At 75.4% G+C, this 19,217-nt stretch carries 20 protein-coding genes; 18 read left to right on the plus strand and 2 right to left on the minus strand.

The genetic code is table 11. The annotated features are described in order from the left end of the window. Positions 1-124 precede the first annotated feature (124 nt). A complete protein-coding gene (locus ACZ7DL_RS23685) occupies positions 125-688 on the minus strand; it encodes a hemerythrin domain-containing protein (RefSeq protein ID WP_470776738.1) in 564 nt (187 codons plus the stop codon). Positions 689-1,528: 840 nt separating this feature from the next. Between ACZ7DL_RS23685 and ACZ7DL_RS23690 the strand changes: the two genes are divergently transcribed. From ACZ7DL_RS23690 to ACZ7DL_RS23765, 16 genes are all read left to right on the plus strand, one after another. Continuing rightward, positions 1,529-2,527, plus strand: a complete 999-nt coding sequence (locus ACZ7DL_RS23690) for an NAD-dependent epimerase/dehydratase family protein (RefSeq protein WP_470776740.1) — start codon at positions 1,529-1,531, stop codon at positions 2,525-2,527. A gap of 31 nt (positions 2,528-2,558) precedes the next feature. After that, a complete protein-coding gene (locus ACZ7DL_RS23695) occupies positions 2,559-4,193 on the plus strand; it encodes a carbamoyltransferase family protein (protein ID WP_470776742.1) in 1,635 nt (544 codons plus the stop codon). Then, positions 4,190-5,185, plus strand: coding sequence for a glycosyltransferase family 2 protein (locus ACZ7DL_RS23700; RefSeq protein WP_470776744.1), 996 nt, complete (start codon positions 4,190-4,192; stop codon positions 5,183-5,185). The genes ACZ7DL_RS23695 and ACZ7DL_RS23700 overlap by 4 nt, the downstream gene beginning before the upstream one ends. Next, a complete protein-coding gene (locus ACZ7DL_RS23705; RefSeq protein WP_470776746.1) occupies positions 5,182-5,724 on the plus strand; it encodes a D-glycero-alpha-D-manno-heptose-1,7-bisphosphate 7-phosphatase in 543 nt (180 codons plus the stop codon). The genes ACZ7DL_RS23700 and ACZ7DL_RS23705 overlap by 4 nt, the downstream gene beginning before the upstream one ends. Next, positions 5,721-6,731, plus strand: coding sequence for a glycosyltransferase family 9 protein (locus ACZ7DL_RS23710; RefSeq protein ID WP_470776748.1), 1,011 nt, complete (start codon positions 5,721-5,723; stop codon positions 6,729-6,731). Before ACZ7DL_RS23705 ends, ACZ7DL_RS23710 begins: the two co-directional genes overlap by 4 nt. Next, positions 6,728-7,690 carry a glycosyltransferase gene (locus tag ACZ7DL_RS23715; protein WP_470776750.1) on the plus strand — a complete coding sequence of 321 codons (963 nt, stop codon included), beginning with the start codon at positions 6,728-6,730 and terminating at the stop codon, positions 7,688-7,690. Before ACZ7DL_RS23710 ends, ACZ7DL_RS23715 begins: the two co-directional genes overlap by 4 nt. Continuing rightward, the gene (locus ACZ7DL_RS23720) at positions 7,687-8,919 is read left to right on the plus strand and encodes a glycosyltransferase (RefSeq protein WP_470776751.1); all 1,233 of its coding nucleotides are present in this window, start codon (positions 7,687-7,689) and stop codon (positions 8,917-8,919) included. Before ACZ7DL_RS23715 ends, ACZ7DL_RS23720 begins: the two co-directional genes overlap by 4 nt. Beyond that, positions 8,916-9,644 carry a D-sedoheptulose-7-phosphate isomerase gene (locus ACZ7DL_RS23725; RefSeq protein ID WP_470776753.1) on the plus strand — a complete coding sequence of 243 codons (729 nt, stop codon included), beginning with the start codon at positions 8,916-8,918 and terminating at the stop codon, positions 9,642-9,644. Before ACZ7DL_RS23720 ends, ACZ7DL_RS23725 begins: the two co-directional genes overlap by 4 nt. Then, positions 9,641-11,065 carry a PfkB family carbohydrate kinase gene (locus tag ACZ7DL_RS23730; RefSeq protein WP_470776754.1) on the plus strand — a complete coding sequence of 475 codons (1,425 nt, stop codon included), beginning with the start codon at positions 9,641-9,643 and terminating at the stop codon, positions 11,063-11,065. The genes ACZ7DL_RS23725 and ACZ7DL_RS23730 overlap by 4 nt, the downstream gene beginning before the upstream one ends. Then, positions 11,062-12,078, plus strand: coding sequence for a glycosyltransferase family 9 protein (locus ACZ7DL_RS23735; RefSeq protein WP_470776755.1), 1,017 nt, complete (start codon positions 11,062-11,064; stop codon positions 12,076-12,078). The genes ACZ7DL_RS23730 and ACZ7DL_RS23735 overlap by 4 nt, the downstream gene beginning before the upstream one ends. Continuing rightward, positions 12,068-13,009 carry a glycosyltransferase family 2 protein gene (locus ACZ7DL_RS23740; protein WP_470776757.1) on the plus strand — a complete coding sequence of 314 codons (942 nt, stop codon included), beginning with the start codon at positions 12,068-12,070 and terminating at the stop codon, positions 13,007-13,009. The genes ACZ7DL_RS23735 and ACZ7DL_RS23740 overlap by 11 nt, the downstream gene beginning before the upstream one ends. Beyond that, positions 13,006-13,914, plus strand: a complete 909-nt coding sequence (locus ACZ7DL_RS23745; RefSeq protein ID WP_470776759.1) for a glycosyltransferase family 2 protein — start codon at positions 13,006-13,008, stop codon at positions 13,912-13,914. Before ACZ7DL_RS23740 ends, ACZ7DL_RS23745 begins: the two co-directional genes overlap by 4 nt. Before the next feature lie 125 nt (positions 13,915-14,039). Further along, positions 14,040-14,489, plus strand: coding sequence for an STAS domain-containing protein (locus tag ACZ7DL_RS23750; protein ID WP_470776761.1), 450 nt, complete (start codon positions 14,040-14,042; stop codon positions 14,487-14,489). A 111-nt stretch (positions 14,490-14,600) separates the two neighbouring features. Further along, positions 14,601-15,857, plus strand: a complete 1,257-nt coding sequence (locus ACZ7DL_RS23755) for an ANTAR domain-containing protein (protein WP_470776763.1) — start codon at positions 14,601-14,603, stop codon at positions 15,855-15,857. Between the two features lie 197 nt (positions 15,858-16,054). Next, positions 16,055-16,249, plus strand: a complete 195-nt coding sequence (locus tag ACZ7DL_RS23760; protein WP_470776765.1) for a hypothetical protein — start codon at positions 16,055-16,057, stop codon at positions 16,247-16,249. A 125-nt stretch (positions 16,250-16,374) separates the two neighbouring features. Continuing rightward, a complete protein-coding gene (locus ACZ7DL_RS23765; RefSeq protein WP_470776767.1) occupies positions 16,375-16,830 on the plus strand; it encodes an RpiB/LacA/LacB family sugar-phosphate isomerase in 456 nt (151 codons plus the stop codon). Between the two features lie 90 nt (positions 16,831-16,920). On the opposite strand, the gene ACZ7DL_RS23770 is transcribed toward ACZ7DL_RS23765, so the two are convergent. Continuing rightward, a complete protein-coding gene (locus tag ACZ7DL_RS23770; RefSeq protein ID WP_470776920.1) occupies positions 16,921-17,286 on the minus strand; it encodes a DUF6479 family protein in 366 nt (121 codons plus the stop codon). Between the two features lie 172 nt (positions 17,287-17,458). Between ACZ7DL_RS23770 and ACZ7DL_RS23775 the strand changes: the two genes are divergently transcribed. Together ACZ7DL_RS23775 and ACZ7DL_RS23780 are read left to right on the plus strand one after the other, a co-directional pair. Continuing rightward, a complete protein-coding gene (locus ACZ7DL_RS23775; protein WP_470776769.1) occupies positions 17,459-17,830 on the plus strand; it encodes a four-helix bundle copper-binding protein in 372 nt (123 codons plus the stop codon). Between the two features lie 138 nt (positions 17,831-17,968). Next, a complete protein-coding gene (locus tag ACZ7DL_RS23780; RefSeq protein WP_470776771.1) occupies positions 17,969-19,147 on the plus strand; it encodes an acyl-CoA dehydrogenase family protein in 1,179 nt (392 codons plus the stop codon). The last annotated feature ends 70 nt before the right edge of the window (positions 19,148-19,217 follow it).

The raw sequence follows: 19,217 nt of genomic DNA on the forward strand, positions 1-19,217 counted from the left end.
AGGAGGGGCCGCCCCTGGCTTCCCCGTGACTCCGGCGGGCTTCCCCGGGACTCCGGCGCTCGGTGTGACGCCGCCCGGCCCGAAAGGGCCGGGCGGCGTCACACCGAGCGTGGACTGCGTCCCGTCAGCTCTTCTTGCCGCGGCCCGTCAAAGCGTCGCGCATGCGATCGACCAGGCCGGTTCCCGGGGCCAGCAGCTTGTTGGCGGGGGGAGTGTCCGGTGCCGACGGGTGCGGGCGGGTGGGGGCCATCTTCTTCGCCCGGCGGACCTTGTCGCCGAGGTCCATCAGCGCGTCCGGGGGGCAGGCCCCCTCCATCTGCGGGAAGAGGTTCTGCTCCTCGTCCGCCACATGCGAGCGGATCTCGCTCATCAGCTTGGTCATGAGCATGTCGAACTGCGGATCGTCCGCCTTGCAGCCCTCCAGGTCCTTCATGAGCTGCTCGGCCTTGGCGTGGTCCTCGAGCTCCTTGTCGGCCAGGGCGTCCCCGCCCGTCAGGTGCTGGCGCACCGCCGGGTACAGGTAGGCCTCCTCCGCGACCGAGTGGCGGACCAGCTCGATCGTGACCTGGTCGCAGAGGTCCTTGCGCTCCTTGGAGCCGGACGGCAGCGCCTCGATACGGGCGAAGATCTCCTCGACCTCACGGTGGTCGGTGGTCAGCTCCTGGATGACGTTTCCGCCGTGACCCATTGTCGTTACCTCCTGCGTGAACCGCGGCGGCCCGTGAACGGCCGGCCGTCGCCGCGTTGAGTGCCCCGGGCACAGCCCGCTACACGGCCCGCCGGCCCCGGTTCAGCGCATCGAGTGGCACGCGGCGGCCATCCGGCCCGTCTCCGGCAGCGCCCACTCCCGCCGGCGATCCGCTCCGCTCGTTCGCCTCCGTGTGCCGGCGGCGGGCCCCGTACTCGACCTGCCCGTGCGAGGGCGCCACCCCGGCCACGGGCGGCAGGGGGCCCGCCGGCGCGGTGGCCGCGCGATCGAGTCGGGCCGGGTCGGATGGGCCGTCGCGGGCGACGATCGCGTGGAAAGCGGTGGCCCTGGCCCCGGGGGCGGCCGGTGGACCATCGGACGCGGCGGCCAGTCGCCGACAGGTTCTGAATCTGGCATGCAGAGCGGACAGCCGTCCCGGAGGCCGGGCAGGTGTGCGCAGCGTCTCCAGTACCGCCGCCGTGACGTCGTCGTGCGTGATCCTCTCCACCGTGGTATGCGGTCCCCGGAGTCGCGCGAGCACCCGGCATTCCGGACAATAAGGGTCAAACGTGTGAAACCAACTGGCAGGGGAACCCAGCTGCCAGTGCCGTCCAGCCAGCGGCGGCCGACCAGGGCGGTCCTCCGGACCAGCGGGACCCGAGCCCTGTCCTTTCCCCTCTACGGGCCGACTCTACGGGCCGACGACGTCGGACCCGGCGACGCGGCACGCGCCGAACGCCCGCGCCGAGCCTCCCAACAGGCGCACGACGCCTCAGCCGACCCAGACGACCCAGACGGTGCAGACGGCGTGGATGAAGGACGACGAAGGAGTAGCCCCCAATGACTGGTGACACACCGTTCTCCTGGCGGCGCGCCCTCGTGACCGGCGGCGCCGGCTTCCTCGGCTCCCATCTGTGCGAGCGGCTGCTGGATTCAGGCGTTGAAGTCGACTGCGCCGACAACCTGGCCTGCGGGCGCCGCGAGAACGTCACCCACCTGGAGGACCGGCCCGGCTTCCGCTACACACAGTGCGACGTCTCGGCACCGCAGTGCCCCGAGCTGCTGCCGGGCCCCTACGACCTGGTGCTGCACTTCGCCTGCCCCGCCTCGCCCGCCGACTATCTGCGCATGCCCCTGGAGACCCTGGACGTGGGCAGCCTCGGCACCCGCAACGCCCTGGCGATCGCCGAACGCGACGGTGCCCGCTTCCTGCTCGCCTCCACCTCCGAGGTGTACGGCGATCCTCAGGTGCACCCGCAGCACGAGGGCTATTGGGGCAATGTGAACCCGGTCGGGCCGCGCAGCGTGTACGACGAGTCCAAACGGTTCGCCGAGGCGCTCGTCACCGCGCACGCCGGCGTCAGGGAGGCGGACGCCGGAATCGTGCGGCTGTTCAACACCTACGGGCCCCGGATGCGCGCCGACGACGGCCGCGCGGTGCCCACCTTCATCTGCCAGGCCCTGGCCGGCGAGCCGCTCACGGTGACCGGCGACGGCAGCCAGACCCGCTCGCTGTGCTACGTGGACGACACGGTCGACGGCATCCTGCGCGTGGCCGCGAGCAAATCCGTGCGTCCCGTCAACATCGGCGGCAGCGAGGAGATCACCGTCGCCGACCTGGCCCGCCGGATCGTCGCCCTCGCCGGTTCCCGCTCCCCGATCGCGTTCATCGACCGGCCCGTCGACGACCCCGGCCGGCGCCGCCCCGACACCACCCTCGCGCACGAGCTGCTCGGCTGGTCGCCGCAGGTCCCCTGGGAGGAGGGCCTGAAGCAGACCATCGCCTACTTCGCGGCCCGGCCCCCGGAACCGGACCCGTGTGAGGCACCCCAGTCCTGACGCCGCCCGTCCCCGGCCCTGGAGACAGCGCATGCACGTCCTCGGTATCAACGCACTCTTCCACGACCCCGCGGCCGCCCTCATCACCGACGGCAGGATCGTGGCGGCGGCGGAGGAGGAGCGGTTCTCCCGCCGCAAGCACGGCAAGCGGCCCGTGCCCTTCTCCGCCTGGGAGCTGCCCGAGCAGTCGGCCCGCTGGTGCCTGGAGCAGGCCGGCCTCGGCCCGTCCGACCTGGACGCCGTCGCCTACTCCTACGACCCCTCCCTGGCCCGGCCCGCCGAGCGGATGGGCCTGCACGACCCCTGGGACCACCTGCGCCAGCAGTACGCCCGCCGGGCACCGGACTTCCTCGCCGAGGCGCTGCCGGGACTCGACCCGGCCAAGGTGAGGTTCGTCCCGCACCACGTCGCGCACGCGGCCTCCGCCGGACCGGTCTCACCGTACCCGGACTGCGCGGTCCTCGTGCTGGACGGCCGCGGCGAGTGCGGCTCCCACCTGGCCGGCCGCTACACCGACCGGGAACTGACCGTCCTCGGCACCCAGCAGCTGCCCGACTCCCTCGGCCTGTTCTACGAGGACCTCACCCAGCACCTCGGATTCCTGCGCAGCAGCGACGAGTTCAAGGTCATGGCACTCGCCTCCTACGGCACCCCGCGCTTCACGGACCGGCTGCGCGCCTACGTCCAGGCCGACGAGCGGGGCGGTTTCCGCGCCCGGCCCGTCCCCTGGGCCGAGTTCGTCCCGCCGCGCCCGGCCGGCGGAGCATGGAGCCAGGACCACGCCGACCTCGCGGCCAGCGCCCAGCTGTGCCTGGAGGAGGCCGTGCTCGCCCTCGCCCGGTGGCTGCGCGAGCGCACCGGCGAGGACGCGCTCACCCTGGCCGGCGGCGTCGCGCTCAACTGCGTGGCCAACACCCGCCTGTGGCGGGAGAGCGGCTTCCGGCACGTGTGGGTGCAGCCCGCCGCCGGGGACGCCGGTACGGCCCTGGGCGCGGCGGCGCACGTCGCCGGGCAGAAGGACACCCTGGAGCCGATGCCGACGGCCGCCCTGGGGCGCGGCTGGAGCGACGCCGAGCTGCGCGCCTGGCTGGAGCGGGCCGCCGTACCGTACGAGGAGCCCGCCGACATCGCCGAGACGGCCGCCGAGGCGCTGGCCGCCGACGGGATCGTGGCCTGGTTCCAGGGGCGCAGCGAGTACGGGCCGCGCGCGCTCGGACACCGCTCGCTGCTCGCCCACCCCGGCAAGGCGGAGAACCTGGAGCGGCTCAACGCGGTCAAGGGACGCGAGGAGTTCCGGCCCGTCGCGCCCATGGTGCTCGCCGAGCGCGCGGCCGAGATCTTCGACGGGCCGCTGCCCAGCCCCCACATGCTGTTCGTGCACGATGTGGCCGCCGACTGGAGGGCCCGTATCCCGGCCGTCGTCCACGTGGACGGCACCGCCCGCATCCAGACCGTGAACCGGGGCCTGGAGCCGCTGGTGGCCCGCATGATCGAGGGCTTCGAACGGCGGACCGGGCTGCCGGTGGTGGTCAACACCAGCCTGAACACCGCCGGACGGCCCATGGTGGACGATCCCCGGGACGCCCTGGAGTGCTTCGGCTCGGCCCCCGTGGACCTGCTGGTGCTCGGGCCGTTCGCGATTCGCCGCGGGAAGGCGTTCGCATGACCGGCGCACCCGCCTACACCGTCGTCGTCCCGACGATCGGCCGCCCCTGCCTTGCCGAGTGCCTGCGCGCGCTCGCCGGAGCCGCCGACCATCCGCCGCACGAGGTGATCGTCGTGGACGACCGGCCCGCGCCCGACGGCGACCTGCCGCTGACGGCGGCCGGGCCGCTGCTCGACCGGGTGCGCACCCTGCGCACCGGCGGCAAGGGCCCGGCCGCCGCCCGCAACGCCGGCTGGCAGACCGTCCGTACGCCCTGGACGGTCTTCCTGGACGATGACGTCCAGGTGCTGCCGGACTGGTCCCGGCGACTCGCCGCGGACCTGCGCGAGGCCGGCCCGGACGTCGGCGGTGTCCAGGGGCAGCTGCGTGTCCCCCTGCCCCTGGACCGCCGGCCCACCGACTGGGAACGCACCACCAAGGGCCTGGAGGACGCCGCCTGGGCCACCGCCGACATGGCCTACCGCACCGAGGCGCTCAAGCGCACCGGCGGCTTCGACGAACGCTTCCCTCGGGCCTTCCGCGAGGACGCCGACCTCGCCCTGCGCGTGGGGCGGGCCGGCTGGACCCTGACCCGGGGCACGCGGGTCACCCGGCACCCGGTCCGCCCGGCCCACTGGTGGGCCTCACTGCCCGCACAGCGCGGCAACGCCGACGACGCCCTGATGAACCGGCTGCACGGCCGCGACTGGTGGGACCGCGCACAGGCGCCCCGCGGCCGGCTGTCCCGCCACCTGGTGGTCACCGGTGCGGCCCTCGCCGCCGCCTCCTGCGTCCTGACCGGGCGGCGCCGGGCCGCGACCGCCTGCGCGGCCCTGTGGACGCTCGGCACCGCCGAGTTCGCCCTCGCCCGCATCCTGCCCGGCCCGCGCACCGCGCGTGAGATCGCCGGGATGCTCGGCACCAGCGTGCTCATCCCGCCGCTCGCCGTCCGGCACTGGCTGCGCGGAGTCGTCCGCCACCGGCACGCCGAACCGCTGGGAGGTGCCGGATGACCAGCGTCTCCGCCGTCCTGTTCGACCGCGACGGCACCCTCGTGGCGGACGTGCCGTACAACGGCGACCCCGACCGGGTCCGGCTGCTGCCCGGTGCCGCCGCGGCCGTCGCCCTGGCCCGGTCCCACGGTCTGGCCACCGGCGTGGTCAGCAACCAGTCCGGCATCGGACGCGGGCTGCTCACCGTCGAGCAGGTGCTCCGCGTCAACGAACGCGCCGACGCGCTGCTGGGCGGGCTGGACACCTGGGTGTTCTGCCCGCACGCCCCCGACGCCGGCTGTCCCTGCCGCAAGCCGCGGCCCGGCCTGGTCCGCACGGCCGCCGCCCGGCTGGGTGTCGCGCCCGCCGCGTGCCTGGTGATCGGCGACATCGCCGCGGACGTGCTGGCGGCCCGGGCGGCGGGTGCCCGGGGCGTGCTCGTGCCGAACGCGGCCACGGCACCGGCGGAGGTGGAACGTTTCGCCGGCCAGTGCGCCCCCGACCTGCTCACCGCCGTAGGCAGCGCGCTGGCCGTCACCGGGGGGAGGCCGGCGTCATGAGATCCCTCGTCGTCCGGCTCGACAGCTTCGGTGACGTGCTGCTCGCCGGCCCCGCCGTACGCGCCGTCGCCGCCCACAGCGCGCACGTCACCCTGCTGTGCGGCCCGCGCGGCGCGGACGCCGCCCGGCTGCTGCCCGGCGTGGACGAGGTGCTGGTGTGGGAGTCGCCCTGGGAGGGCTTCGAACCGCCGCCGGTGGACCCGGCCGACATCGCGGACCTGGTCGGGCGGCTGGCCGCCGGCGCCTTCGACACCGCGCTGATCCTCACCTCCTTCCACCAGAGCCCCCTGCCCACCGCCCTGCTGCTGCGGCTCGCGGGCATCGGCCGGATCGGCGCCGACAGCGTCGACCACCCCGGGCGCCTGCTGGACGTACGCCACCGGCGGCCGGCCGGCCGGCACGAGGCCGAGGCCGCCCTCGACACGGCCGCCGCCCTGGGCTTCCTGCCGCCGCCCGGGGACGACGGCCGCCTGCGCGTCCTCCCGCCCCCGGACACCAGCGGCCTGACCGGCAACGGCCCGTACGTCGTCCTGCACCCGGGCGCCAGCGCGCCCGCCCGCGCCTGGAACCCGCGCCGGTGCGCGGAGGCGGTCGCCCTGCTCACCGAAGCCGGGCACCGGGTGGTCGTCACCGGCGGCCCGCACGAGACCGTGCTCACCCGGTGCGTCAGCGGCGGCCTGGCCGTGGACCTCGGCGGCCGCACCTCCCCGCGCACCCTCGCCGGCGTGCTGCGCATGGCCGACGTCGTGGTCAGCGCCAACACCGGCCCCGCCCACCTCGCCGCCGCCGTCGGCACCCCGGTCGTCTCGCTGTTCGCCCCCGTGGTCCCGGCCGAGCGCTGGGCACCGTACGGGGTCCCCGTCATCCTGCTCGGCGACCAGTCGGCGCCGTGCGCGGGCACCCGGGCCCTCACCTGCCCGGTCCCCGGCCACCCCTGCCTGGACGAGGTCACCGGACAGGACGTGGTGCGCGCGGTGCACAAGCTCATCCAGGAGCGGCAGTCATGAACATCCTCGTCTGGCACGTGCACGGATCCTGGCTCACCGCCTTCGTGCAAGGCCCGCACACCTACCTGGTCCCGGTCACCGAGGACCGCGGACCCGACGGGCTCGGCCGGGCCGTGACCTGGGACTGGCCGCCGTCCGTGCGGGAACGCACCCCCGGGGAACTGCGGGAGTCCGACATCGACCTGATGGTCCTCCAGCGCCCGCACGAACTCGACCTGGCCCTGCGCTGGACCGGCCGCCGGCCCGGAGTGGACGTGCCCGCCGTGTACGTCGAGCACAACAGCCCCGACGCGTCCCCCGAGCGGCAACTCCACCCGCTGGCCGGGCAGTCGGCGATCCCCGTCGTCCACGTCACCCACTTCAACCGGCTGATGTGGGACAACGGCCGGGCCCCGACCGAGGTCGTGGAGCACGGCATCGTCGACCCCGGCCCGCTGTGGACCGGAACCGAGCGGCGGGCCGCCGTCGTGGTCAACGATCCCGTGCGCAGGGGCCGTACGACCGGCACCGACCTGCTGCCCCGATTCGCCCGGTCCGCACCCCTGGACGTCTTCGGAATGCGCACCGAAGGACTCGCCGAGCACCTCGGCCTGCCCCCCGAGCGCTGCCGCACCCGGGACCTGCCCCAGCACCGGCTGCACCGGGAGATGGCCCGGTGCCGGGTCTATCTGCACCCCGTGCGCTGGACCTCGCTCGGCCTGTCCCTGCTGGAGGCCATGTTCCTGGGCATGCCCGTCGTCGCCCTGGACACCACCGAGGTCCGGGAGGCGGTACCCGACGGCGCCGGGGTGGTCTCGAACCGACTCGACGTACTGGAGGACGCCGTACGGGCTTTCCTCGCCGACCCCGGACTGGCCCGCCGCACCGGCGCCGCCGCCCGGGCAGCGGCGCGGTCCCGCTACGGAGAGCGGCGCTTCCTGGACGACTGGGAGCGCCTGATCAAGGAGGTCACCCGATGAGCCGTACTCCGCACACGGCCGGCCGCGTCGCCATGGTCTCCGAGCATGCCAGCCCGCTGGCCGCGCTCGGGGGACCGGACGCGGGCGGCCAGAACGTGTACGTGGCGCAGATCGCCCGGCAGCTCGCCAGAAAGGGATACCGGGTCACGGTGTACACCCGGCGGGACTCGGCGGGCCTGCCGGACCGGGTGACTCTCATCGACGGCGTCCAGGTGGTGCACGTGCCCGCCGGGCCGCCCGCACCCGTCCCCAAGGACGAACTCCTGCCGCACATGACCGAGTTCGGCAACTTCCTGGCCCGGCAGTGGGAGAACAGCCCACCCGACGTGGTGCACTCCCACTTCTGGATGTCGGGCCTGGCCGCCCTGGCCGGCGCCCGGGACCTCGGCATCCCCGTCGTGCAGACCTACCACGCGCTGGGCACGGTGAAGAAGCGCTACCAGGGCGCCGCCGACACCAGCCCGCCGCAGCGCCTCGCCATCGAGGAGGCCATCGGCCACGAGTGCGCCCGGATCATCGCCACGTGCAGCGACGAGGTGGCCGAACTGAAGGCCATGGGACTGGCGGAGGACCGGATCAGCGTCGTGCCCTGCGGCGTCGATCCCGACCAGTTCGCGCCCGTCGCCCGCACCCGCCCGCCCGGCGCCCGCCGCCGGCTGCTGGCCGTCGGCCGGCTGGTGCCCCGCAAGGGCTTCGACCGCGCCATCCGCGCCCTCGCCGGCATCCCCGACGCCGAACTCCTCATCGCCGGCGGCCCGGAGGCCGACCTGCTCGGCGCCGAACCCGAGGCCCAGCGGCTCTACGGCATCGCCGGCGAATACGGGGTCTCCGACCGGGTCACCCTGCTCGGCGGGGTCGGCCGGGCCCGCATGCCCCGGCTGATGTCCAGCGCCGACCTGGTCCTCTCGCTGCCCGTGTACGAGCCGTTCGGCATCGTCCCGCTGGAGGCCATGGCCTGTGCCACGCCGGTCGTCGCCACCGCCGTCGGCGGTCAGCTCGACACGGTCGTCGACGGCACCACGGGCGTTCTGGTCCCGGCCGACGACGACTACGACCTCAGCGCGGTCATCCGCGCCCTCCTCGCCGACCCCGACCGGCTCGCCCGGTACGGCGCCGCCGGCCGCGGCCGGGTGCTCACCCACTACACCTGGGACCGGGTGGCCGACGGCGTGGCCGGGGTGTACGGCGCCGTGTCCTCCGTCCGCTCGCTCTCGGGAGTCGTCCGATGAAGACCGTCACCGGCACCACGTACCGGAACACCGTCACCGACACCACCCACTGCGACGACCTGCTGCGGGCGCTGGAGACCTTCCGCGACCACGGACCGCTCATCGAGCGCTGGGGCACCGAACTCGCCCGGCGGCTGGGCTCCGGCGCCCGGCTGCTCGTCGCCGGCAACGGCGGCAGCGCCGCGCAGGCGCAGCACCTCACCGCGGAACTCGTCGGCCGCTACCGCGACGACCGGCCGCCGTTCTCCGCGGTCGCCCTGCACGCCGACACCTCCTCCACCACCGCGATCGCCAACGACTACGGCGTCCAGGAGGTGTTCGCCCGGCAGACCGCCGCCCACGGCCGGCCCGGAGACGTGCTCATGCTGCTGTCCACCAGCGGCGCGAGCGCCAACCTGCTGGCCGCCGCCGAGCGCGCCCGGCGCATGGGCCTGACCGTGTGGGCGCTGACCGGAAGGGCCCCCAACCCGCTCCAGCTCGGCGTGGACGACGCGCTCTGCGTCGACGCGCCGGTCGCCGCCACCGTCCAGGAACTGCACCTGGTCGCCGTGCACATGCTCTGCGAGTCCTTCGACCGGGCCGTCGAGCGCGGTACGGCCGACCGGGGCGACGGCGCCGGAGCCGACGGCAGACCGGGCGTCGTCGGCCGGCTCGTCGGCCGCGCCCGCACCGTCGGCCGGACCACGCCCGGCACGCCCGTGGCCCCCGAGAAGGGACACGCATGACCACCTCGCACACACCCCTGGTCGTCGTGGGCGACGCCCTGCTCGACCACGACCTGTGCGGCCGTGCCGAGCGGCTGGCCCCGGACGCGCCCGTACCCGTCGTCCACGGCACCCGGCGCAGCTCCCGGCCGGGCGGCGCGGCCCTCGCCGCCTGCCTCGCGGCCGCCGACGGACGCCCTGTCACCCTGGTCACCGCGCTCGGGCCCGACGCCGCCAGCGACACCCTGCGCGAGCTGCTGGCCGGCCGGGTCGGTCTGGTCGAGGTGCCGCTGGAGGGCGCCCTGAGCAGCAAGACCCGCGTCATGGCCGGAGACCGGCCGCTGCTGCGCCTCGACGACGGCGACGGCCGCGCCCGCGAGGCCACCCAGGAAGCGGTGTCCACGATCGCGGCGGCCGGCGGCATCCTCGTCGCCGACTACGGCCGCGGCACCGCCGACGTCCTCCGGGACGCGCTGACGCACACGGCCGCCCCCGTCGTCTGGGACCCCCACGTCCGCGGCCGGCCCCCGGTGCCCGGCGTCCGCCTGGCCACCCCCTCGGCCCAGGAGGCCCGCGCCTTCGCCCGGCAGCTGGACGAGGACGGGGAGGCCGGCGACGCGGCCGGACTGCGCACCGCCGCCCGCGACGCCCGCACCCTCGTGCGGGCCTGGCAGGCCCAGGCCGTCGCGGTGACCCTCGGCGAACGCGGCGCCCTGCTCTCCCACGGCGAGACCCCGCTGCTCGTGCCCACCCCGGCCGCCGCCACGGGCGACCCCTGCGGCGCCGGCGACCGGTTCGCCGCGGCCGCCGCCGGCCTGCTCGCCGACGGCGAGCTCACCGAGGCCGCCGTACAGGCCGCCGTGCACGCCGCCACCCGGTACGTCGCCGAGGGCGGCGCCCGTGCCGTCGCCGCCCCGGACGAGCCCGAGCCGGCCCCGCAGCCCCCGGCCGACGGCGACACCACCGCCGACGCCGTGCGGACGGCCGCCCGGGTCCGGGCCGCGGGCGGCACCGTCGTCGCCGCGGGCGGCTGCTTCGACCTGCTGCACGCCGGGCACGTCGCCCTGCTCCAGGCCGCCCGCCGGGCCGGGGACTGCCTCATCGTCTGCGTCAACTCCGACGACTCCGTGCGCCGCCGCAAGGGCGACGGCCGCCCCCTGGTCCCGGCCGCCGACCGGGTGCGGGTGCTGCGCGCCCTGGAGTGCGTGGACGCGGTCGCCGTCTTCGAGGAGGACACCCCCGAACGCATCCTCGGCGAACTCCGCCCGCACATCTGGGCCAAGGGCGGCGACTACGCCCGCACCCAGCTGCCCGAACAGCCGCTGGTGGAGAGCTGGGGCGGCCAGGTCCTGCTGCTGCCCTACCTCGACGGCCGCTCCACCACCGGCCTGGCCCGCCGCGCGGCCCTGGCCCCCGCACCCACGGGAGGACGTACCAGGTGAGCGTCCGCAGGACCGACGCGGTGACCCGCACCCCACACCCCCCGACCGTCCTGGTGCTGCGCGCGCTGGGGCTCGGCGACCTGCTGGCCGGCGTGCCCGCGCTGCGCGGCATCCGCCGGGCCTTCCCCGGCCACCGGATCGTCCTCGCCCAGCCGCCGGGCCTCACCGAACTCGCCCTGGCCACCGGAGCGGTCGACGCCGTCCTCCCGGCCGAGGCACCGGGCCGCATGGTGCCCGACCTCACCCACTGGCCGGACCTGCCCCCCGACGTGGCCGTCGACCTGCACGGCAACGGCCCCGAGAGCCGCGACGCCCTCGCCGCCCTGCACCCGCGCCGGCTGCTCGCCCATGCCTGCCCGGACGGCCCGCCGTGGCCGGGCCACGCCAACGAACGGGACCGCTGGTGCGGCTTCCTGCACGGCTACGGCATCCCGGCCGACCCCCTCGATCTGCGGCTGCCCCCGCCCGCCACGCCGTCCCCGGCCCCGGGCGCGGTCGTCGTGCACCCCGGCGCGGCCTCCGGCTCCCGCCGCTGGCCGGGGGAGCGGTTCGCCGCCGTCGTCCGGTGCCTGCGCGCCGCCGGCCACCGCGTGGTCCTCACCGGCGGCCCCGGCGAGGAGGCCCTGGTCCGCTCGGTCGCCGAACGCGGCGGCCAGCCCAGCCGTGACGTGCTGACCGGCGGCCTGCCGTTCGGGCAGCTGTCCGCGCTGGTCGCCGAGGCGTCCCTGGTGCTCAGCGGCGACACCGGCCTGGCCCATCTCGCGGTGGCCCACGGCACCCGCTCCGTCACCCTGTTCGGACCCGTCTCCCCGCGCCTGTGGGGACCGCCGCCGAGCCGGCACCACCTGGCCCTGTGGAAACCCGGCCCGCCCGGCGACCCGCACGGCCGCACTCCCGACGCCCGTCTGCTGCGGATCGGCACCGGCGAGGTCGCCGCGGCCTGTCTGATGCTGCTCCGGGACATCCGCGGCGGGCAGCGGCGGGCCGGACCGGAGGTGGCGCATGCCCACTGAGCACGCTCCCGGCCGGATCCGCCGGCCCACCGCCGCGGGCGATCCCCGGATCACCGTCGCGATCATCACCCGCGACCGCAGCGCCAGCCTGCTGCGCACCCTGGACGCGCTGGCCGCGCTGCCCGAGCGGCCGCCGGTCATCGTCGTCGACAACTCCCGCGACGACACCACCCGCCGGGCCGTGGCCGGCCACCCGGCGATCGCCCGGCTGCTGCGCCCCGCCGGCAACACCGGCGCCCTCGGCCGCAACCTGGCCGTGCGGCACGCCGCCACCCCCTATGTCGCCTTCAGCGACGACGACTCCTGGTGGGAGCCGGGCAGTCTCGCCCGCGCCGCCGACCTGCTCGACCGGCACCCCCGGCTCGGCCTGCTCGCCGCCCGCACCCTGGTCGGCGACGAGGCCGCCGAGGACCCGCTCAACGCCGTACTCGCCGCCTCGCCCCTGCCGCCCGAGCCCGACCTGCCCGGCCGCCCGGTGCTCGGCTTCCTCGGCTGCGCCTGCGTGGTCCGCCGGGACGCCTTCCTCGACGTCGGCGGCTACCATCCGCTGCTCTTCTTCGGCGGCGAGGAGACCCTGCTCGCCTACGACCTTGCCGCCGCCGGCTGGGGCGTCGCCTACGAGCCCGCCCTGCGCGCCCGCCACCACCCCGAGGACCACGGCCGCACCGGCCGCGCCTTCCTCGTCCGGCGCAACCACGTGCTCACCACCTGCCTGCGCCGCCCCTGGCCGGTCGCCCTGCGCGCCGGCGCCGACCTGGCCCGGGCCGCCGCGGCCGGCCGCCCCGGCGCGCGCCGCGCCCTGAGGGAGACCGTGGCCCGGTTCCCGGCCGCGCTCGCCCGCCGCCGGACCCTGCCCCCGCGGGTCGAACAGGCCGCCCGCCTGCTCGACGGAAAGGCCGCCGGACGCCCCTCGGAAGGGGCCGCACCATGACCCGCACCGGCCCCGACGACCGTACGACCGTCGTCCTCATCACCCACAACCGCCGTGACGAACTGCTGCGCACACTCGGCCTGCTGCGCCGGCTCCCCGAACGCCCGCCCGTCATCGTCACCGACAACGCCTCCACCGACGGCACCGCCGGAGCGGTCGCCCGGGACTTCCCCGAGATGACCCTGCTGCGCCCCGGCCGCAACCTCGGCGCGATCGGCCGCAACCTGGCCGTCCAGCAGGTGCGCACCCCCTACGTCGCCTTCTGCGACGACGACACCTGGTGGGAGCCCGGGAGCCTGCGCCGGGCCGCCGACCTGCTCGCCACCCGGCCCCGGCTCGCGGCCGTCACCGCGCGCATCCTCGTCGAACCGGGCGGCACCGAGGACCCGGTCGTGCGCGAACTGCGCGAGTCCCCGCTGCCCGCCCCCGACTGGCTGCCCGGACCCGCCCTCGGCTCCTTCCTCGCCGCCGCCACCGTCCTGCGCACCGACGCCTTCCGCGCCGGCGGCGGCTTCCACCCCGGCCTGTGGCTCGGCGGCGAGGAGGAACTGCTCGCCTGCGATCTGCTGCGCCAGGGCTGGTGGCTGGCCTACGCCGAGGAACTCACCGTCCACCACCAGGCCTCCCGACTGCGCGACAGCACGGCGCGCCGCGTCCTCGGACTGCGCAACACGCTGTGGTTCACCTGGCTGCGCCGCCCGCTGCTGCCGGCGCTGCGCCGCACCGGCCGGCTGATCCGGACCGTGCCCCGGGACACGGCCTCCGCCCGCGCGTTCGCCCGCGCCACCGCCGGACTGCCCTGGGTGCTGCGCGAGCGCGATCCCGTGCCGCCGGAGCTGGAACGCCGGCTCGCCGCGCTGGAACGGGCCCGCAGGGACTTGCCCGCACGGCGGTACGTCGGCTGACGTCCCACGGCCCCACGACACGCCCCGGAGACGTCGTTGCGCCGAAGACACCGGCGGGTCACAGTGTTCTCCCGGTCAAGACGCGGCCGGCTGATCCTTCCTCCCCGTCCAGGAAGCCCGTCCCCATGGCAACCGATCAGCCGTCCCCTGCCCGCGTCCGCCCCGGCGGCCCGGCCCCGCTGCTCCTCCAGACCGTGCACGAGCACCGGAGCGGGCTCGGCGGGATCAGCGTCCTGAAGGCCCGGGGCACGGTCGACGCCTCCAACGCCCGCTGGTTCGCCGAGAGCGTCACCGAGCACCTCGCACAAGCAGGCCGGACCGGAGAGCACCCGCTGCTGGACCTGACCGAGGTGTATCTCGCCGGAGCCGCCGCGGTGAGCGCGCTGGCCGGGGCGACCGCGGACCTCGCCCGCTCCGGCCGCGCGCTCGCTGTCGTACAGCCCCGGCCGCACGTGCGGGAGGCCCTGACGGCGGCCGGCCTGCCGGGGCTCCGCACGCATGCCACCGTGGCGTCGGCCCTGCACGCTCTGGCGGCCCCCACACCCGCCCGCGGGGACCGCGGCGGACCCGGGTAGCCGCCGCGCGGCCCGGCGCGGTTGATACCCGGGGGGCAAGCGTGCAAGGTGGTGCAAAGGTCGGGAAGAGGTCGAACGACCTTTTTGGGACCGTCCTGTCTGGGTGATGCCATGAAACCGTCTTCCGGCCGGCCGGCCGCCCCGGCTCCCCTCGTCATCGAGTCCTCGGTCGTCGAGGGCCTGCCCGCGGAAGGCGCCCTGCTGCTGCGCATGTCGGGCAGCCTCGACGCCCATGGCGTGCGCACCTGGTCCGACGAACTGCGCGGCCACCTGGAGCAGGCGGACCGCGCAGGACTGCGCCCCGTGCTCGACATGGCCCATGTGCAGCTCGGCGGCGCCGCCGTGCTGCGCACGCTCAGCGAGACGACCCGGGCGCGCGCCGGACGCCCCGACCTGATCATCGTCCGCGCCCGGCCCGGGGTGCGCGAGGCGGTCCACCTGGCCCGCCTGGACGGCGTCCGGCTGTACGCCACCCTGGACGAGGCGCTGCGCGAGCTGGCCCGCGCCGCCTCCCGGGTGGAGGAGCTGCCCGCCTGGCGGTCACAGATGGCCGACCCGCTGCGCCCCTCCTACGAGGACCTGCACAAGGAGGTCCGCGCGCTGCGCGCCCGGGTGCGCACCGCACCCGTGATCGGCATGGCGCAGGGCGTGCTGATGGTCCGCTACGGCCTGCCCGACTCCGGCAGTGCCTTCCGCGTGCTGCGCGATGCCTCGCAGCGGTTCAACGTGCCGCTGCGCGTCCTCGTCTCCGCCGTGGTCGTGGCCCGGCCCCCGGCCGGCGAGGTGTGGTTCCCGGGCCGCCGCCCCCTGCCCGTGCCGCAGCTGCGGATCCTGGCCCGCGGCGGCCGCGACCCGCGCTACCGGCGGCAGATGATCGACGCCGTGCTGCACGAGGGGCTGGCCATCGGCCGGGCACCCGCCGGATACGTGCAGCTCGTGGACCCGGCCGTGCACACGCTGACGCTGGAGACCCACTACGGCTGCGCGGAGACCTTCCTCGATCACCTCGTGCGGGGCCGCGGCGAGGGCACGGCCGACGCGGTGGCCCGCACCCGGGGACGCCAGGTGAGCGTGCCCGACGTCGCCGGCGACACGCTGCTGTCCGACGACTGCCGGCGCGCCCTGCTGACCACGGGCACCGCTGCCCTCCACAGCATCCCGGTGCTGTCCTCCACCGGCTCGTGCACCGGCATGGTCACCTTGCACTGGCCCGACGCCGGGCACCGGCCCACCGCCGCGCAGGCCGAGGCGTTCGCCCTGCTGGCCTCGGACACGTCGGCCTGGCTGAGCTGGTACCACCGCTCGGTGCTCCTGGACGCCCTGGAACACCTCCACCGCGTGCTGACGCTGACCCGCACCGCGCCCTGAGCCGGCCGCCGGACGGGCGGCACGGCGGCCGGCTCACGGCTCGGGGCGCGGACCGGACGGGGCGGTACGGCGGCCCGCGCGGGCGCCGCCCGGTGCGCACCCCCGTGCGGCCCATCCGCCGGCGAGGTGCGTCACCCGCGGCACCCTGGGAACCCGGACCCCGCAATGGATCACCACCACCGGAGGGAGCCCGGCGCATGTCCAATCCACAGCAGCCCGAACAGCGGCGCAGTGACAAGGGAGGCGCCACCCCGCAGGACAGCGGCGAACAGAAGGCACGACAGGCGGCCGGCCGTGACGCGGGCGCCCGCCCGCACGGCTCGGACAAGGGTGCCAAGGGCGGGGGAGAGGGCGGCGGGGTGCCTCCCGCACAGCAGCCCGATCATCCCTGACCTCCCAAAACGCCCTACCGAACGGCCCTGCGACGGGCCGTTCGGTATGTCCGGGGCCGTTCCGGGGCCGTTCGGTATGTCCGGGACCGGCCTGCGGGCCGCCGACGGGCGCTAGGCTCCGGGGTATGCGGATCTCCGTCTCCTCCGACATGGACGAACCCGTGGCCCGCCTGCTGGTGGCGGAGCTGCGGCGCCGCGGCCACGACGTCCGGGAGCACGGCGCGCTGCGGCCCGGGGCCGACGCGCAGTGGGCGGCCTGTTCGGCGGCCGCGGCCCGGGACGTGGCCGAGGGCGCGGCCGACCAGGCGGTGGTGTGCTGCTGGACCGGCACCGGCGCGTCGATCGCGGCCAACAAGGTCTCCGGCGTACGCGCGGCCCTGTGCACGGACGCCGCCACGGCGGACGGCGCGCGCCGCTGGAACGACGCCAACGTCCTCGCGCTGAGCCTCAGGCTCACCTCCGAACCGGTGCTGAAGGAGATCCTCGACGCCTGGTTCGCGGCCGAGCCCAGCCAGGATCCGGAAGACCGCCGGAACGTGGCCCGCGTCGGCCGCCTCGACGCCGCCCGGAAGGATTCCTAGGGGCGTACGGCGGTCCGGCGCGGGCCGGGGTGCCGGAAGGTGTGGGGCCGCGGCCCGGATGTGAGGTCGGGGACTCAGGGACTCAGGGACTCAGTGGGCGCCCAGTCCGCCGCCGCCGAACGAGCCGCTGGACCCCTTGCTCCAGCGCGGGCGCTCCTTCGCCGCGCTCGGCCGGCTGTCCATGTTGCTCAGCTCGTACGGGGTGAGCGGGCGTTCGCCCTTGGGGATCTGCGGCACCTCCGCGGACTCCCTGTTCTGCCGGAGTTCGTGCACCGCGCCTTCCGGCGGCAGCTTGGGCTGCTCGTCGGGGCGGGGGCGCGGGGACTCGCGGTACTTCTCGCGGGCGGTCAGCCAGAAACCACCGGCGAGCAGCGCGAGCACGGCCAGGGCCACGACGAACAGAACGAGGCTCATCAGGCCGCTCGCCGCGGCCAGCTGCGTCGATGCGGTGTTCATAGGACCGGAGTACCCCACCCAGAACAGGGTGAACCCGGACATTAGGGGTGAATGGTGCGGGTGATCGTTTCGTGCACGGCCTCGGGGTGGGGGTGACGCACCGGCGCTCCGGCGGTCGCCGATGGCGCAGGGACGGTGGTTTGTGGCCGCGCGCCCCGGCTACCCGGGCGCTGTGACATCGCCGACTTCGCAGCAGCTCTACCGCTTCCTGGAGGACCGGTTCACCTGTGCGCAGGCGTGCACGGAGTGTGCCAGGGCCTGTGCGGTGCGGGCGAGCCTCGTCGACCCGGACGGCACCGAGCGCCAGGAGCGGGTGCGCCGGATGGGCATCATGTGCGCCGAGGTGTGTGACGCCACCTGCCGGGTGCTGAGCGAGGAGAACCGCCAGGACGAGGAGGGGATGCGGGTCCGGGTGGACTGGTGCCGCTCGGTCTGCCTGGAATGCGCCCGCGCCTTCGACGAGTACCCCGGCGCCGAATCGGCCGCGGCGACCTGCCGCACCTGTGCGGATGCCTGCGCGGCCTTCCTGGAGACACTCAAGTGAGCGCCGGCACCGGGATCCCGGCGCCGGTCGCCGACATCCGCCGCCACGGAATTCCCCCGGGGTCCGCCATTCCCAATTTCTGAAACACGTTCTACGGTGTGCGCCGTCAGGACCGCCCTTGGGGAGCCTGGAGGCGCCGTGCACCTCGACCACACGCCCGAGCAGCAGCGGCTGCGCACCGAGCTGCGCGCCTACTTCGCCGAGCTGGTTCCGGACAACGCCTACGCCCGGTATGCCGACCCGGTCGCGCAGAAACGGTTCTACCGCGCCACCATCCGCCGGCTCGGCACGGACGGCTGGCTCGGTGTCGGCTGGCCCAAGGAGTACGGCGGGCGCGGGATGACCGCGATGGAGCAGTTCATCTTCTTCGACGAGGCCGCCCAGGCCGGCGTACCGCTGCCGCTGATGGCGCTGAACACGGTCGGGCCGACGATCATGCGGTTCGGCACCGAGGAGCAGAAGGCGTACTTCCTGCCGCGCATCCTCTCCGGCGAGATCGACTTCGCGATCGGCTACAGCGAGCCCGGCGCCGGCACCGACCTCGCCTCGCTGCGGACCCGCGCGGTACGCGACGGTGACGAGTACGTCGTCGACGGGCAGAAGATCTGGACGACCAACGGCGACACCGCGGACTGGGTGTGGCTGGCCGTGCGTACCGATCCCGCGGCCCCGCCGCACAAGGGCATCACCATGCTGCTGGTGCCGACCTCCGACCCCGGCTACTCCTGCACGGTCATCCGCACCCTGGCCTCCCACGACACCACCGCGAGCTACTACGAGAACGTCCGCGTCCCCGTCTCCCGCCGCGTCGGCGAGGAGAACGCGGGCTGGCGGCTGATCACCAACCAGCTCAACCACGAGCGCGTCACCCTCGCCGCGCACGGCACCATGGCCATCCGGGCGCTGCACGACGTACAGCGCTGGGCGCGGGAGACCAAGCTCGCCGACGGCCGCCGGGTGGCCGACCTGCCCTGGGTGCGCCGGCTGCTGGCCCGCACCCACACCCGGCTCGACGCGCTGAAACTCCTCAACTGGCAGATGGTGTCCGCCGTCCAGGACGGCACACTGGCCCCCCAGGACGCCTCGGCGGTCAAGGTCTACGGCTCCGAGGCCCGCCGGGACGCCTACGCCTGGCTCATGGAGATCGTCGCCGCGGCCGGCCCGCTGAAGGAGGGCTCGGCGAGCGCCGTCCTGCACGGCGAACTGGAGCGCGGCTACCGCTCGGCGGTCATCTTCACCTTCGGCGGCGGCAACAACGAGATCCAGCGCGAGATCATCTCCTGGATCGGCCTGGGCATGCCCCGGGTGCGGCGCTGATCGCGGGACGAGACCGACCACCGACTCGGTCCTTCGACCAAGTCGGCCGACCTCATCGTCCCTTCAGAGC

Source organism: Streptomyces sp. NPDC036984, assembly GCF_055607665.1.

Bases quoted from the DNA above. Each gene is read 5' to 3' on its own strand.
- ACZ7DL_RS23745 (WP_470776759.1), top strand. From the start codon at position 13,006: ATGACCCGCACCGGCCCCGACGACCGTACGACCGTCGTCCTCATCACC.
- ACZ7DL_RS23705 (WP_470776746.1), top strand. From the start codon at position 5,182: ATGACCAGCGTCTCCGCCGTCCTGTTCGACCGCGACGGCACCCTCGTG.
- ACZ7DL_RS23685 (WP_470776738.1), bottom strand. From the start codon at position 688: ATGGGTCACGGCGGAAACGTCATCCAGGAGCTGACCACCGACCACCGT.
- ACZ7DL_RS23765 (WP_470776767.1), top strand. From the start codon at position 16,375: ATGCGGATCTCCGTCTCCTCCGACATGGACGAACCCGTGGCCCGCCTG.
- ACZ7DL_RS23750 (WP_470776761.1), top strand. From the start codon at position 14,040: ATGGCAACCGATCAGCCGTCCCCTGCCCGCGTCCGCCCCGGCGGCCCG.
- ACZ7DL_RS23720 (WP_470776751.1), top strand. From the start codon at position 7,687: ATGAGCCGTACTCCGCACACGGCCGGCCGCGTCGCCATGGTCTCCGAG.
- ACZ7DL_RS23695 (WP_470776742.1), top strand. From the start codon at position 2,559: ATGCACGTCCTCGGTATCAACGCACTCTTCCACGACCCCGCGGCCGCC.
- ACZ7DL_RS23715 (WP_470776750.1), top strand. From the start codon at position 6,728: ATGAACATCCTCGTCTGGCACGTGCACGGATCCTGGCTCACCGCCTTC.
- ACZ7DL_RS23710 (WP_470776748.1), top strand. From the start codon at position 5,721: ATGAGATCCCTCGTCGTCCGGCTCGACAGCTTCGGTGACGTGCTGCTC.
- ACZ7DL_RS23760 (WP_470776765.1), top strand. From the start codon at position 16,055: ATGTCCAATCCACAGCAGCCCGAACAGCGGCGCAGTGACAAGGGAGGC.
- ACZ7DL_RS23770 (WP_470776920.1), bottom strand. From the start codon at position 17,286: ATGAACACCGCATCGACGCAGCTGGCCGCGGCGAGCGGCCTGATGAGC.
- ACZ7DL_RS23700 (WP_470776744.1), top strand. From the start codon at position 4,190: ATGACCGGCGCACCCGCCTACACCGTCGTCGTCCCGACGATCGGCCGC.
- ACZ7DL_RS23690 (WP_470776740.1), top strand. From the start codon at position 1,529: ATGACTGGTGACACACCGTTCTCCTGGCGGCGCGCCCTCGTGACCGGC.
- ACZ7DL_RS23755 (WP_470776763.1), top strand. From the start codon at position 14,601: ATGAAACCGTCTTCCGGCCGGCCGGCCGCCCCGGCTCCCCTCGTCATC.
- ACZ7DL_RS23730 (WP_470776754.1), top strand. From the start codon at position 9,641: ATGACCACCTCGCACACACCCCTGGTCGTCGTGGGCGACGCCCTGCTC.
- ACZ7DL_RS23725 (WP_470776753.1), top strand. From the start codon at position 8,916: ATGAAGACCGTCACCGGCACCACGTACCGGAACACCGTCACCGACACC.
- ACZ7DL_RS23740 (WP_470776757.1), top strand. From the start codon at position 12,068: ATGCCCACTGAGCACGCTCCCGGCCGGATCCGCCGGCCCACCGCCGCG.